Origin of the sequence: Streptomyces luteosporeus (genome assembly GCF_039532865.1) — a bacterium.
Lineage (GTDB): Bacteria > Actinomycetota > Actinomycetes > Streptomycetales > Streptomycetaceae > Streptomyces > Streptomyces luteosporeus.
The window spans coordinates 75,623-89,297 of the sequence record NZ_BAAASL010000014.1 but is presented as its reverse complement, the minus strand read 5'-3'; the positions used below and the strand labels follow the sequence as shown (position 1 = coordinate 89,297).

8 protein-coding genes are annotated in these 13,675 nt (G+C 73.6%); 1 reads left to right on the top strand and 7 read right to left on the bottom strand.

Translation table 11 applies throughout. The features are described from left to right. Nucleotides 1-91: 91 nt before the first annotated feature. The 6 genes from typA to ABD361_RS19480 form a co-directional block, all read right to left on the bottom strand. On the bottom strand, nucleotides 92-1,999 hold the full coding sequence (gene typA / locus ABD361_RS19505) for a translational GTPase TypA (RefSeq protein ID WP_344436721.1): 1,908 nt from the start codon (nucleotides 1,997-1,999) through the stop codon (nucleotides 92-94). Nucleotides 2,000-2,330: 331 nt separating this feature from the next. Further along, complete coding sequence (locus tag ABD361_RS19500; protein ID WP_344436719.1) at nucleotides 2,331-4,271, bottom strand: TPM domain-containing protein; 1,941 nt, start codon at nucleotides 4,269-4,271, stop codon at nucleotides 2,331-2,333. Between the two features lie 144 nt (nucleotides 4,272-4,415). Next, on the bottom strand, nucleotides 4,416-5,183 hold the full coding sequence (locus tag ABD361_RS19495) for a succinate dehydrogenase/fumarate reductase iron-sulfur subunit (protein ID WP_344436717.1): 768 nt from the start codon (nucleotides 5,181-5,183) through the stop codon (nucleotides 4,416-4,418). Continuing rightward, nucleotides 5,180-7,123: a fumarate reductase/succinate dehydrogenase flavoprotein subunit gene (locus ABD361_RS19490; RefSeq protein WP_344436716.1), complete on the bottom strand. Its 1,944-nt coding sequence runs from the start codon at nucleotides 7,121-7,123 to the stop codon at nucleotides 5,180-5,182. The genes ABD361_RS19495 and ABD361_RS19490 overlap by 4 nt, the downstream gene beginning before the upstream one ends. Nucleotides 7,124-7,173: 50 nt before the next feature. Further along, a complete protein-coding gene (locus ABD361_RS19485) occupies nucleotides 7,174-8,016 on the bottom strand; it encodes a hypothetical protein (protein ID WP_344436715.1) in 843 nt (280 codons plus the stop codon). A gap of 66 nt (nucleotides 8,017-8,082) precedes the next feature. Further along, entirely contained in the window at nucleotides 8,083-8,373 is a 291-nt protein-coding gene (locus ABD361_RS19480; protein WP_344436713.1) for a hypothetical protein, read from the bottom strand. 225 nt (nucleotides 8,374-8,598) lie between these two features. On the opposite strand from ABD361_RS19480, the gene ABD361_RS19475 reads away from it, so the two are divergent. Then, nucleotides 8,599-10,806 (top strand): ABC transporter family substrate-binding protein, encoded by a 2,208-nt coding sequence (locus tag ABD361_RS19475; protein WP_344436738.1) that lies wholly within the window; start codon nucleotides 8,599-8,601, stop codon nucleotides 10,804-10,806. 153 nt (nucleotides 10,807-10,959) lie between these two features. Here ABD361_RS19475 and ABD361_RS19470 read toward each other — a convergent pair whose 3' ends face one another. Continuing rightward, the gene (locus tag ABD361_RS19470; RefSeq protein ID WP_344436737.1) at nucleotides 10,960-13,491 is read right to left on the bottom strand and encodes a SpoIIE family protein phosphatase; all 2,532 of its coding nucleotides are present in this window, start codon (nucleotides 13,489-13,491) and stop codon (nucleotides 10,960-10,962) included. Between the last annotated feature and the right edge of the window lie 184 nt (nucleotides 13,492-13,675).

Sequence of the window (13,675 nt, the reverse complement as noted above, 5' to 3'; positions counted from 1 at the left end):
GACAGCCCCCGTCCGGCTTCCGGACACGCCGACGGCCCGGCACCCCGCGCAAAGCGGGGTGCCGGGCCGTCGCACGAAAAGAGGGGCTGCCTCAGCCGTGCTTGGCGCGCGACGCGGTGCGGCCGCGCTCCTTCTGGTCCAGGACGACCTTGCGGATGCGCACCGCCTCCGGGGTCACCTCGACGCACTCGTCGTCGCGGCAGAACTCCAGCGACTGCTCCAGCGACAGCTTGCGCGGCGGGACGATCGCCTCGAAGGAGTCGGCGGAGGAGGAGCGCATGTTGGTGAGCTTCTTCTCCTTGGTGATGTTGACGTCCATGTCGTCGGAACGCGAGTTCTCGCCGACGATCATGCCCTCGTACACCTCGGTGCCCGGGTCGACGAAGAGCACGCCGCGCTCCTGCAGGTTGGTCATCGCGAACGCGGTGACCGCACCGGCGCGGTCGGCGACCAGGGAGCCGTTGTTACGGGTCTGCAGGGTGCCGAACCACGGCTCGTGGCCCTCGTGGATCGAGTGGGCGATGCCCGTACCGCGGGTGTTCGTCAGGAACTCCGTACGGAAGCCGATCAGGCCACGGGACGGGACGACGAACTCCATGCGCACCCAGCCGGAGCCGTGGTTGGACATGTTGTCCATCCGGCCCTTGCGGACGCCCATCAGCTGGGTGACGGCACCCATGTGCTCCTCGGGCACGTCGATCGTCATGCGCTCGACCGGCTCGTAGACCTTGCCGTCGACCTCCTTGGTGACGACCTGCGGCTTGCCGATGGTCATCTCGAAGCCCTCGCGGCGCATCTGCTCGACCAGGATGGCCAGCGCCAGCTCACCGCGGCCCTGCACCTCCCAGGCGTCGGGGCGCTCGGTGTCCAGCACGCGCAGCGAGACGTTACCGATCAGCTCGCGGTCCAGACGGTCCTTGACCTGGCGGGCGGTGACCTTGCGGTCCTTGACGGCGGACTTGGCGTCCGCGCCCTTGCCCGTGCCACCACGGCCGACCAGCGGCGAGGTGTTCGTACCGATGGTCATGGAGATCGCCGGCTCGTCGACCGTGATCAGCGGCAGCGCGACCGGGTTCTCCGGGTCGGCCAGCGTCTCACCGATCATGATGTCCGGGATGCCCGCGACGGCGCAGATGTCGCCCGGGCCCGCCTTCTCGGCCGGCTTGCGGGTGAGCGCCTCGGTCATCATCAGCTCGGAGATGCGGACGTTCGAGATCGAGCCGTCGCGCTTGATCCAGGCCACGGTCTGGCCCTTGCGCAGCTCGCCCTGCTCGACGCGCAGCAGCGCGATACGGCCGAGGAAGTTGTCGGCGTCGAGGTTGGTGACGTGCGCCTGCAGCGGCGCGTCCTCCTCGTACGTCGGAGCCGGGATGTGCTCCAGGATCGTGGAGAAGAACGGCTCCAGGTTGGTGGAGTCCGCCGGGACCGTGCCGTCCTCCGGCTTGGTCAGCGAGGCGATGCCGTCACGGCCGCAGGCGTAGACGATCGGGAACTCGATCTGGTCCTCGTCGGCGTCCAGGTCCAGGAAGAGGTCGTAGGTCTCGTTGACGACCTCGTCGATGCGCGAGTCCGGGCGGTCGGTCTTGTTGATGCACAGGATGACCGGCATCCGGGCCTGCAGGGCCTTGCGGAGCACGAAGCGGGTCTGCGGCAGCGGACCCTCGGAGGCGTCCACGAGCAGCACGACACCGTCCACCATCGACAGACCGCGCTCGACCTCGCCACCGAAGTCGGCGTGGCCCGGGGTGTCGATGATGTTGATCGTGATCGGGTCCCCGCCGTCCTTGGGGTGATACTTCACCGCCGTGTTCTTGGCGAGGATCGTGATGCCCTTCTCACGCTCCAGGTCGTTCGAGTCCATGACCCGGTCGTCGACGGAGTCGAGCTGGTGGGCGGCGAAGGCACCGGCCTGCTTGAGCATGGCGTCGACGATGGTCGTCTTGCCGTGGTCGACGTGGGCGACGATGGCGACATTACGGATGTCGTGGCGCGTGGGCATACGTGGGGCGCTTCTCCCGGGTAGGTGACGGCTCGCGCACGGAGTCTGCACGCGGCCCTGCCGGGCGACACGCCACGGCCTCACCCCATGGTACGGGGCGCTGCCGCGTACGGCGCCCCGGGATCACCTCTACCCGCTGTGACCTGCGGTTTCCTCCCCCGGAAGCCGGGGCTCCGCCCCAGACCCCGGACCGGGCCCCGTAAGGGGCGCGGGACAGTGTCGATCTGCGGCTGCCGCCGCGCGGGCGCGATCGGCCACCGGCGGCCTGCAGCCGTAGCACGGCGCTTCGTCTGCGGCCACGTCGTGGCTTGTCGCGCAGTTCCCCGCGCCCCTACGGGGCGCCGAGGCGCCCCCGGGTGGCCGTGCCGCCGAACGTGGGCGGCAGCAGGCTCGGCAGGACGATGCCGCCGCGGAGGGCGCCGGCCAGGGCCCGGGCCCGTTGCGTCGTCGGCGGCTCGTAGGACGCGTCGTACACCAGCACGTCGTCCTCGGCCAGCGCCCGCGCCTGGCGGGCCAGCGCCTCGGCGCGCGCCGCCGCGCCGGGCAGCGGCAGGAGGCGCCGGGCCTCGGCGAGCCGGGTGCGGGCGCGCACGCCGACCGCGCCCCGGTGGGTGGCGAGGTGGTCGCCCGCGGCGGCGACCTCGGCGCGGGCCGCGAGCAGGGCGCGGGCCGGTCCGCCGGGCAGGGCGGCGGCGCCGTCGAGCAGGCGCAGGACTTCGCGCGGGTCGCAGGAGGGTTCCTTGGCCATGGCCCGCCGGGCCTCCTCGACGGCGGCCGCGGCCTGCGGGCAGGCGGCGGCTTCGGTGAGGGCGTCGCGGAGGCGTCCGGGTGCGGCGGTCAGTTCGTGGGTGTGGCGTATGACGGCGGTGGTGAGGGTGCGGGCCTGATGGAGGGCGGCTTCGGCGGCGCGCAGGGAGAGGGCGGCGTGGTCGGTGTCGTGGACGAGGAGGGCGGTGCGGGCCTCGGCGAGGGCGGTGTCGGCGAAGGCGAGCCGGTCGCGGGCCTGCTCGGGGTGGGGGGCCACGGGGGTGAGGGCGGTGGGGGCGGTGCGGCAGCGGGCGAGGGCGGTGAGGGCGGCTTCGGCGGCATCCAGGCGCAGGGCGAGGGAGCGGGCGGCGGTTTCGGCGAGGTCGAGGACGGCGGCGGCGTTGGTGCGCAGGTCGCGCAGCCGGTCGAAGGCGGCGGACTCGGCGTCGAGGCGCCGGTTGGCGCTGGTGCAGCGGGAGCAGATCTCGTCGAGGCGGTGGCGGCGGGCGTCCTCGTCGGTGGGGGGTGTGCGGTCGAGTTCGTGGCGGAGCCGGAAGGCGGCGGCGAGCTCGGCGCGGGCGTAGGCGACGGCTTCGGTGAAGGGCCGGGTGGCGGTGCGGCCGAGCTGGGCGGTGGCGAAGAGGAGTTCCTCGGCGCTGGTGTGCACGGCGTCGTCGGTGGCGACGAGGGTGTGGGCGGCTTCGGCGTCGAGTTCGGGCAGGGGGGTCAGGGGTTGTGCCATGCGGGCGAGGCCGGGTTCGGTGCCGGTGGCGACGGTGACGGTCGCGGCGAGGTCGGCGGGGGCCCCGTCGGGGCACAGGCCGCCTTCGCGGACGGCGGCGCGGCGCAGCCGGGCGAGGCGGGTGCGGCGGGAGCGGCGGGAGCACAGGTGGAGGCCGGTCAGGACGAGGGCGGCGCCGACGGCGATGGGCAGCCAGACGGAGCGTTGGCCGGGCAGGAGTCCGTCGCTGCCGGGGTCCTTGCTGCCGGGGCGCAGGATGGGGGTACGGACGGGTTGGCCGCGCAGGACGGCGCGGTAGCCGTCGGCGGCGCCGACGGCGGCGCCGGCCCAGTCGTGCTCCTTCAGGGCGGGTTCGACGGCGGTGGCGGCGACGCGTTTGAGCTGGTCGGGGCGGAAGCCGGAGTCCTTGTCGGCGGAGACGGCGTACTGGCCGCCGTGGGTGGCGATGGCGAGGAGCACGTCGTGGGGGCCGAAGCCGTTGCGGTCGGCGGTGGCGTCGGCCCAGGCCTGGGCGGCGCGGCCGGAGAAGTCGTGGACGTAGGTGACGTAGAGCTGGACGTGCTGGGTGGCGTGGAGGGTTTCGAGGGCGGCCTCGACCTGGCCGCGCCGGTGGCCGAGGGCGCCGACGGTGTCGGTGATGTGGCCGGGGGCGTCGAGGTCGAGGGGGGCGTCGGCGCGGGAGGCGGGTGCGGCGGGCAGCAGCAGGGCGCAGAGCGCGAGGAGGGCGCCGACCATGGCCCAGCCAGGCGCCCTCGGCCCGTACCCCCACGAAAGCCGCGTCACATTTTGGAGCGTATGACCGGATTGGCCGATCCGCTACCCGGAGCACGACCCCCAATGCGGAGCGTAGTCACGCGCCGCCCATCCGCCCGGTGCGCCCCCTGGGCCGCGCCCCGGCCATGACCCCGGCCGTGCCCGAGCCACCCCTCAGCCGCGCCTCCGGCGGATCTTGCTGCCGAGCCAGACCAGCGGGTCGTACGAGCGGTCGACGACCCGCTCCTTCAGCGGGATCAGCGCATTGTCGGTGATCTTGATGTGCTCGGGGCAGACCTCCGTGCAGCACTTGGTGATGTTGCAGTAGCCCAGGCCGTGGTCCTCGCGGGCGCCCTTCCTGCGGTCGACCCCGGCCTCGGCGGCGGCGTCCAGCGGGTGCATGTCCAGCTCGGCGACGCGCATGAGGAAGCGGGGCCCGGCGAAGGCGGTCTTGTTCTCCTCGTGGTCGCGCACCACGTGGCAGGTGTTCTGGCACAGGAAGCACTCGATGCACTTGCGGAACTCCTGGACGCGCCCGACGTCCTCCTGCTGCATCCGGTACTGCCCCGGGCCGAGCTCCGCCGGCGGCACGAAGGAGGGCACCTCGCGCGCCTTGGCGTAGTTGTACGACACGTCCGTGACCAGGTCGCGCACCACGGGGAAGGTCCGCATCGGGGTCACCGTGATCGTCTCGGCCTGGTCGAAGACCGACATCCGGGTCATGCACATCAGCCGCGGCCGGCCGTTGACCTCGGCGCTGCACGAACCGCACTTGCCCGCCTTGCAGTTCCAGCGCACGGCCAGGTCGGGCGCGGCGGTGGCCTGCAGGCGGTGGATGATGTCGAGGACGACCTCGCCCTCGTTGACCGCCACCTCGAAGTCGACGAGGCGGCCACCGTCCTTATCACCCCGCCACACCTTGAAGTGGGCCTGGTAACTCATGAGGTGAGCTCCTCGTCCGTCAGGTACTTGGTCAGTTCTTCCTTCTCGAACAGCGCCAGCAGGTCCTCGCGGATCGGGGCCGTCTCGACGCGGTCCAGGCGGATCAGGCCGAGGGCCGAGTCGGCCGCGGCCAGCCCGGCGGACTCGTCGGCGAGCCGGCACACGAGGTGGATGCGCCGCCAGCGCCGGTCCATGCCGGGGTGGTCGTCGCGGGTGTGGCCGCCGCGGCTCTCGGTGCGCTCCAGGGCCGCCCGGGCCACGCACTCGCTGACCAGCAGCATGTTGCGCAGGTCCAGGGCCAGGTGCCAGCCGGGGTTGAACTGCCGGTGGCCCTCCACCCCGGCCCGCCGGGCGCGGGTGCGCAGCCCGGCGAGGCGGTGCAGCGCCTCCTCCATCTCCCCGGCCCGCCGGATGATGCCGACCAGGTCGCCCATGGTCTGCTGCAGCTCCTGGTGCAGGGTGTACGGGTTCTCGGCCGGGGCCCCGGCCGCGCCGGCGCCGGCACCCTCCGCGCCGAAGGGGCGCAGCGCCTCGGCCGCGGCGAGCTCGACGTCGGCGTCGGCCACGGTGGGGGCGGCGCCGGTGGCGAAGCCGGCCGCGTACCGGGCCGCGTACAGTCCCGCGCGGCGCCCGAAGACCAGCAGGTCGGACAGGGAGTTGCCGCCCAGCCGGTTGGAGCCGTGCATGCCGCCGGCGACCTCCCCGGCGGCGAACAGGCCGGGCACGCCCTCGGCGGCGGCGGTGTCCGGGTCGACCGCCACGCCGCCCATGACGTAGTGGCAGGTGGGGCCGACCTCCATGGGCTCGGCGGTGATGTCGACGTCCGCCAGCTCCTTGAACTGGTGGTGCATCGAGGGCAGCTTGCGCTGGATGACCTCGGCCGGCATGCGGGTGGACACGTCCAGGAACACCCCGCCGTGCGGGGAGCCGCGACCCGCCTTGACCTCGGCGTTGATGGCGCGGGCGACCTCGTCGCGCGGCAGCAGCTCGGGCGGTCTGCGGTGGCGGTCGGGGTCGGTGTACCAGCCGTCGGCCTCGGCCTCGGTCTCGGCGTACTTCTCCCGGAAGACGTCCGGGATGTAGTCGAACATGAAGCGCTTGCCGTCGCTGTTGCGCAGCACCCCGCCGTCGCCCCGCACCGACTCGGTGACCAGGATGCCCTTGACGGACGGCGGCCAGACCATGCCCGTGGGGTGGAACTGCACGAACTCCATGTTGACCAGCCGGGCCCCGGCCAGCAGCGCCAGCGCGTGCCCGTCGCCGGTGTACTCCCAGGAGTTCGAGGTCACCTTGAAGGACTTGCCGATGCCGCCGGTGGCCAGCACCACGGCGGGGGCCTCGAAGACGAAGAAGCGCCCGGACTCGCGCTCGTAGCCGAAGACGCCGGCGACCCTGCCGCCGTCCTTGAGGATGCGGGTGACGGTGCACTCCTGGAAGACCTTCAGGCGCGCCTCGTAGTCGCCGTACTCCCGCTGGTCCTCCTGCTGCAGGGAGACGACCTTCTGCTGGAGCGTGCGGATCAGCTCCAGGCCGGTGCGGTCGCCGACGTGGGCGAGCCGCGGGTACTCGTGGCCGCCGAAGTTACGCTGGGAGATCAGCCCGTCGGGCGTGCGGTCGAACACCGCGCCCCACGTCTCCAGCTCCCAGACCCGGTCGGGGGCCTCCTGCGCGTGCAGCTCGGCCATCCGCCAGTTGTTGAGGAACTTGCCGCCGCGCATGGTGTCGCGGAAGTGCACCTGCCAGTTGTCGTTGCGGTTGACGTTGCCCATGGAGGCGGCGATGCCGCCCTCCGCCATCACCGTGTGCGCCTTGCCGAACAGCGACTTGCAGATGACCGCGCACCGCAGCCCCTGCTCGCGCGCCTCGATGGCCGCGCGCAGCCCGGCGCCGCCGGCCCCCACCACGACGACGTCCCAGGACTGCCGGTCCACCTGTGGCATCAGAACGTGACCCCTCTTTCGATGAAGAACTCCCGGTCGCGGCCGCGCGGCTAGAACAGGCGCGGGTCGGCGAAGGCGCCGCTGGAGACCAGGTAGACGTACAGGTCGGCCACCGCCACGCTCACCAGCGAGGCCCAGGCCAGCAGCATGTGGCGGGCGTTGAGCGCGCTGACCCAGCCCCACATGCGGTAGCGCACGGGGTGCTTGGAGAAGGTGCGCAGCCGGCCGCCCACGATGTGCCGGCAGGAGTGGCAGGAGAGGGTGTACGCCCAGATCAGGACGATGTTGGCGAGCAGGACCAGCGTCCCCAGGCCCATGTGTCCCCAGGCGCCGCGCTCGTCGCGGAAGGCGAGGACGGCGTCGAAGGTGAGCACTCCCGCGACCAGCACCGCGAAGTAGAAGAAGTAGCGGTGGACGTTCTGCAGGATCAGCGGGAAGCGGGTCTCGCCGCTGTAGCGGGCGTGCGGCTCGGGCACCGCGCAGGCCGGGGGCGAGGCCCAGAAGCCCCGGTAGTAGGCCTTGCGGTAGTAGTAGCAGGTCAGCCGGAAGCCCAGCGGGAAGATCAGGATCAGCAGGGCGGGCGAGAGCCGCCACCAGGATCCGACGAGCTGCCAGTCGGCTCCGCCGTTCATGTCCACGCAGTTCGCGGCCAGGCAGGGCGAGTAGAACGGGGAGACGTAGGGGGCGGCGTAGTAGTGGTCGCCCGCGAAGGCGCGCCAGGTGGAGTAGGCGACGAAGGCGAGCAGCCCGGCGGCGGTGGCGGCCGGCGTCAGCCACCAGCGGTCGCGGCGCAGGTGGCGGGCGGCGATGGCGGCCCGGGAGGCGTGGTGGACGCCGCGGGCCGCCGGAGCGGCGGCCGCGGCGGGTGCTTCGGGGTCGGTACCAGTGGCCAAGACGGGACTCCGGGGTGGAGTGGAGGTCGGGGACGGAAGGACGGTCGGGCAGGTCGGGCGGGACGGTCAGGGGGCGCGCCGGTCCCGGCAGCCGAGCCCCTCCTCGTCGGCGTCCTTCCACAGCGAGGCGTCGTACGGGGTGTCGGGGATCGTCACCAGTTGGACGGGCTGGTGCGCCTCCGCGGCGGCGGGGGTGCCCGCGCGCAGCAGCGCGAGGTCCTCGCGCAGGTGACCGGCGTCGAGGCGCAGGCGGCGCATCTCCAGGCCCTTGCCCAGATGCTGCTCCAGCCGGCCGATCGCACGGTCCAGGTCTTCGAGCGAACGCTCGATGACGGTCAACTCATCTTTGACGGACATGGTTTGGCCTTCCGCTTCGATGATTGCGGGTGCCGCCGGTCATGCGACAGGAAGTGTCGCGCGTCACACCCCTCGGAGGGAAGATAGCCTCCCGGATCGCCCGTTCGCGGGAGCGCGTTCGGCGCCGCACCGGTGGCGGCCGACATTCCCCCAGGCGAGTGGCGTGGACGAAGGAGGCGACGTGTCGGCGCGTCTTCGCGCGGAGGGTCGCCTTCAGTGGGCGGCATGTGGTCCTCGCGCACCCGGCCCCGCAGCACCCGGGCCCGTACCCCCCGGTCCCGTACGTCCCGCTCCCTCGCCCTGCTGGCCGCCGTGCTGCTGCCGCTGCCCGTGCTCGCGGGCTGCGCGGGCGGGGGCGAGGACGAGGCCGAGGGCCCGGCCGCGCCGCCGGACATCGCCGCCGTCCCCCGCGCCAAGGTCGCCGACCAGGGCACCCTGACCTGGGCCGTGGACGCGCTGCCGGCCACCTACAACGCCTTCCACGCGGACGCCGACGAGGCCACGCAGCGCGTCGCGGGGGCCGTGCTGCCGGCGCTGTTCACCCTCGACGAGCGCGGGCGGCCCCGGCGCAACCCCGACTACCTCACCGACGCCTCCGTGGTGAGCAGCAAGCCGCACCAGGTGGTGCGCTACAAGCTCAACCCCAAGGCCGTCTGGAGCGACGGCACGGCCGTCACCGCCGCCGACTTCGCGGCGCAGTGGAAGGCGCTGCGCGGCAAGGACAGTGCGTACTTCGCGGCCCGCAACACCGGCTACGAACGGATCGACCGGGTCGAGCAGGGTGCCGGCGCCCACGAGGTGAAGGTCACCTTCGCCCGGAACGACGCCGACTGGCGGGCCCTGTTCACGCCGCTGTACCCGAAGGCGCTCACCGACGACGCCTCGGCCTTCAACGACACCTCCCGCAAGGAGCTGCCACTGGCCGCGGGCCCCTTCCGGCTCGCCGAGCGCGACCAGCAGCAGGGCACGCTGGCCCTGGCCCGCAACCCCCGCTGGTGGGGCGAGCGCGCCAAGCTCGACCGGCTGGTGCTGCGGGCCGTGCCGCGCGAGCAGCGCGTCGAGGCACTGGCCGGCGGCAAGGTGGACCTGGCCGAGATCACCCCCGCCGCGGCCGAGCGGATCATGAAGGCGAACGCGGCGAAGGGCACGCAGGAGCCGCAGGGCGACGCGGGCAAGGCCGGCTCGGCGGCCGCCGCGCCCGGCACGGGCCCGGCCACCGGGCCCTCCGTCCGCACGCCGGTGGCCAGCCCGGCGGTGGTCAGCCCCCCGGCGGTCAGCCCGTCGGTGCGCACGCCCATGGTCTCGCCGTCCCTGATGTCCCCCTCCGTGGCCGTGCCGCCCGCCCCGAAGCGCCCGGGCACGCCGCGCTCCGACGGGGCGAACAAGCCGGTCGCCGCGGACGCGACACTGCTGCGCGGCCTGATGGTCCGCCGCTCCCTGGCGCCCGCCTACACCCAGCTCGCCCTCAACGGCGCCTCCGGCCCGCTGGCGGACGAGCGGGTGCGGCGCGCGATCGTACGGGCCGTGGACCGCAAGGCGCTCGCCGAGTACGTGCTCGGCCCGCTCGGCCTGCCCGTCGAACCGCTCGGCAGCCACCTGCTGGTGGCCGGCCAGCCCGGGTACGCCGACCACAGCGACGCCGTCGGCTCCGTCGACCTCAAGGCCGCCATGGACCTGCTCGCCGACGCCGGCTGGAAGGAGGGCCACGGCGCCGCCCCGGCGAAGAAGGCCGCCCACCTGCCGGTCGTCGGCGGCCTGGACCCGAGCGACGACCCGGAGGACGAGGAGGTCGCGGAGTCCCCCGAGGAGTCGCCCCTCGCCTCCCCCTACGGCGACGAGGACAACGGCAAGGGCCGCGGCGACACCGGCGGCCGCGCGGCGGCCGCGCCGGCCCGCTTCAAGGACGGCCGCAAGCTCGTCCTGCGCTTCGTCCTGCCGAACGGCTCCGGCGCCGAACCGCTGCGGGCGGTCGGCGAGCGCATCGCCCGGCAGCTGGACGCGATCGGGGTGCGCACGGAACTGGTGAAGGTCGAGGACGCGGTGTTCTTCAAGGAGAACATCTCCAAGGGCAAGTTCGACCTCGCACTGTTCGGCTGGCCCACGGGGGCCTTCCCGGCCACGGACGCCCGCCCCGTCTTCGCCAAGCCGCAGCCGGCGCCGGACGGGTCGCTGACGGTGGAGCAGAACTACACGCGGGTGGGCACGGACCAGATCGACCAGTTGTTCGACAAGGCGTCGACGGAGCTGGACGAGGAGACCTCCCACGACCTGCTCGCACGGGCAGACGCCCGCATCTGGGCGGTGGCGGGCTCGCTCCCCCTGTACCAGCGACCCGAACTGGTGGCGACACGGCGCACGGTCGTCAACGCGGGAGCGTTCGGCATGGCAACGCCGCGCTACCAGGACATGGGCTTCCTGCGGGGCGCCCCGTAAGGGGCGCGGGGCAGTGTCGATCTGCGGCTGCCGCCGCGTGGGCGCGATCGGCCACCGGCGGCCTGCAGCCGAAGCACGGCATTTCGTCTGCGGGCGCGTCGTGGCTTGTCGCGCAGTTCCCCGCGCCCCTTCGGGGCGCCCCGTAGGGGCGCATCAGTACAGGCTCAGCAGGGCCTCCACGGCATCCGGCGCCGGGGAGTCCTCGTCCGGGAGGCTCAGTTCGAACCAGACCGTCTTGCCGAGCGGCGTGCGCCTGCTGCCCCACGCCGCGCTGAGCAGGCCGACGAGCTGCAGGCCGCGCCCGCCCTCGTCCGTGTCGCGGGCGCGCCGGCGCCGCGGCTGGACGTGGCCGCCGTCCCACACCTCGCACACCAGCGTGCGGTCCAGCAGCAGCCGCAGCCGGATCTCCCCCTCGCCGTACCGCAGCGCGTTGGTCACCAGTTCGCTGACGAGCAGTTCGGAGGTGTCGACGAGGTCGTCCAGGCCCCAGCTCTCCAGCTGCTCGCGCGCCAGTTCGCGGGCGCGGGCCACGGAGCGCGGCTCGGGCGGGAGGGTCCAGTCGCCGACGCAGCCCGGGCGCAGGCCGCGCAGCCGGGCCATGAGCAGGGCGATGTCGTCCTCGCCGTGGTGGGTGTTCAGGGCGCCGAGCACGTGGTCGCAGACGTCCTCCAGCGGCCGGTCGGGGTCCCGGAGGGCGTCGCGGAAGGCCTGCAGGCCCTCGTCGAGGGGGTGGTCGCGGGATTCGACGAGGCCGTCGGTGTAGAGGGCGAGCAGGGCGCCGTCCGGCAGCTCGACCTCCGTCTCCTCGAAGGGCTCGCCGCCCACGCCCAGCGGCATGCCCGGTGGCACGTCGAGCAGCATGGCCGGCTCCCCGGCCTCGACGAGCACCGGCGGCAGGTGGCCGGCGTTGGCGACGGTGCAGCGCCGGGTGACGGGGTCGTAGACGGCGTACACGCAGGTGGCGAGGTAGACCTCGGAGAGGTCGGCGGGGCGGACGGAGCCGCGCACGCCGCGGGAGGCGGACTGCTTGCCGCCGGGGCGGCCGAGGCCGTGGGCGATCTCGTCGAGGGCGGAGAGCACCTCGGCCGGCTCCAGGTCGAGCATGGCGAGGGTGCGCACGGCGGTGCGCAGCTCGCCCATGGCGACGGCGGCGCGCAGGCCGCGGCCCATGACGTCGCCGACGACGAGTGCCGTGCGGTGCCCGGGCAGTTCGATGACGTCGAACCAGTCGCCGCCGACCTCGGTGGCCGCGTTGCCGGGCAGGTAGCGGCAGGCGATCTCGACGCCGGCGGCCTCCGGGTCGCCGGGGGGCAGCAGGCTGCGCTGGAGGATGAGGGCGCGCTCGTGTTCGCGCCGGTAGAGGCGGGCGTTGTCGATGCAGACGGCGGCGCGGGCGGCGAGTTCGACGGCCAGGGCGGTGTCGCGTTCGCCGAAGGGTTCGCTGCCCTTGGTGCGGGAGAACTGGGCGAGGCCGAGCACGGTGTCGCGGGCGACCATGGGCACGGCGAGGGTGGAGTGGACGACGGCGCCGAGCTCGGGGCCCTCCTCGGGCTCGCGGCCGGGGACGACCTGGACGTGGGCGGTGCGCAGGGCCTGGGCGCAGGGCGAGTGGAAGGGGTAGCGGTGGACCTCGCCGACCTGGACGGGCTTGCTGTCGGCGGCGTCGAGGGGGGCGCCGGAGACGGCGCTGGAATAGGCGACGCGGCGCAGTTCGGCGCTGCCGTCGGCGAGCCCGGGCGGGGCCTCGTCGCCGGCGAGCAGGCCCTGGTAGAGGTCGACGGAGGCCAGGTCGCAGAACTGGGGGACGGCCACGTCGAGCAGTTCGCGGGCGGTCTTCTCCAGGTCGAGGGAGTTGCCGATGCGGGCGCCGGCCTCGTTGAGCAGGGCCAGGTTGCGGCGTACGCCGGCGGCCTCGCGCTCGGCGCGGCGGCGGCCGGTGACGTCGGTGGCGATGGCGGCGACGCCGATGGGCCGGCCGCTGCCGCCGTGCAGCCGGTAGAGGGAGACCGACCAGCGGCGCCGTTCGCTCTGGCCGGGGACGGGTCCGACGAGTTGGATGTCGGCCACCGGTTTGCCGGTGTCGAGGACCTGGCGCAGGGCGGCGGTGAGGCGGTCGGCCTCGGCGCGGGGCAGGAAGTCGTGCGGGGTGCGGCCGCGGTGCCAGGCGGCGGGGCGGCCGAAAGTCTGGGCGAAACTCTCGTTGACGCGGAGCAGGGTGAGGTCGGTACCGAAGAAGAAGAAGCCGAGCGGAGATTGGCCGAAAACGGCTTCCGAAGCGGCAATGTCGGTCTCTATTCCGCGCAACGCCTTGACGTCGAAGGCGACGCAGAGGGCGGTGCGGTCGCCGGAGGCGTCCTCGCCGGGCATCACGTAGATCTCGGCGAGTCCTTCGGGGCCGCCGCGGGCGCCGTCGCGCTGGTAGGGCACGAGGCCCGTCCAGGCCCGGCCGTCGGGCCCGTCGCCGGCGAGGAAGGGCGCGGGCGCGCCGGGCCGGCGTCCGTACCGGCCCTCGCCGGCGGGGGCGAAGACCTCCTGGGGGTCCTTGCCGACGGCGTGCCGTGCCGTTATCCCGAAGAGCTCGGCGGCCCGGTCGCTCCACTGCGCGATGCGGCCGTCGGCGCCGAGCGAGAAGGAGGCCACGCGGATGTGGTCGTAGAGGGAGCCGGGCGGGCTGTTCTGCCACATCGAGGTGGCGCCCGCACCCTCCGGCCTGCCCGCCGTACCCGCTGGCTTCTCGCTCACGTGCCCGTCCCCTCCGGCTCTCGTGCTCGCACCGGCATCAGAAGGCCGAGTATCCAGCACAGGGGGCCTTCGGAACACGGACTTCACGATCACAGCACGGTCTCAACCCGCTATGTGTTCTCCCTGG

Coding starts and splice junctions, on each gene's coding strand:
- ABD361_RS19490 (WP_344436716.1), bottom strand. CDS start 7,123: ATGCCACAGGTGGACCGGCAGTCCTGGGACGTCGTCGTGGTGGGGGCC.
- ABD361_RS19470 (WP_344436737.1), bottom strand. CDS start 13,491: ATGTGGCAGAACAGCCCGCCCGGCTCCCTCTACGACCACATCCGCGTG.
- ABD361_RS19480 (WP_344436713.1), bottom strand. CDS start 8,373: ATGTCCGTCAAAGATGAGTTGACCGTCATCGAGCGTTCGCTCGAAGAC.
- typA (WP_344436721.1), bottom strand. CDS start 1,999: ATGCCCACGCGCCACGACATCCGTAATGTCGCCATCGTCGCCCACGTC.
- ABD361_RS19495 (WP_344436717.1), bottom strand. CDS start 5,183: ATGAGTTACCAGGCCCACTTCAAGGTGTGGCGGGGTGATAAGGACGGT.
- ABD361_RS19475 (WP_344436738.1), top strand. CDS start 8,599: ATGTGGTCCTCGCGCACCCGGCCCCGCAGCACCCGGGCCCGTACCCCC.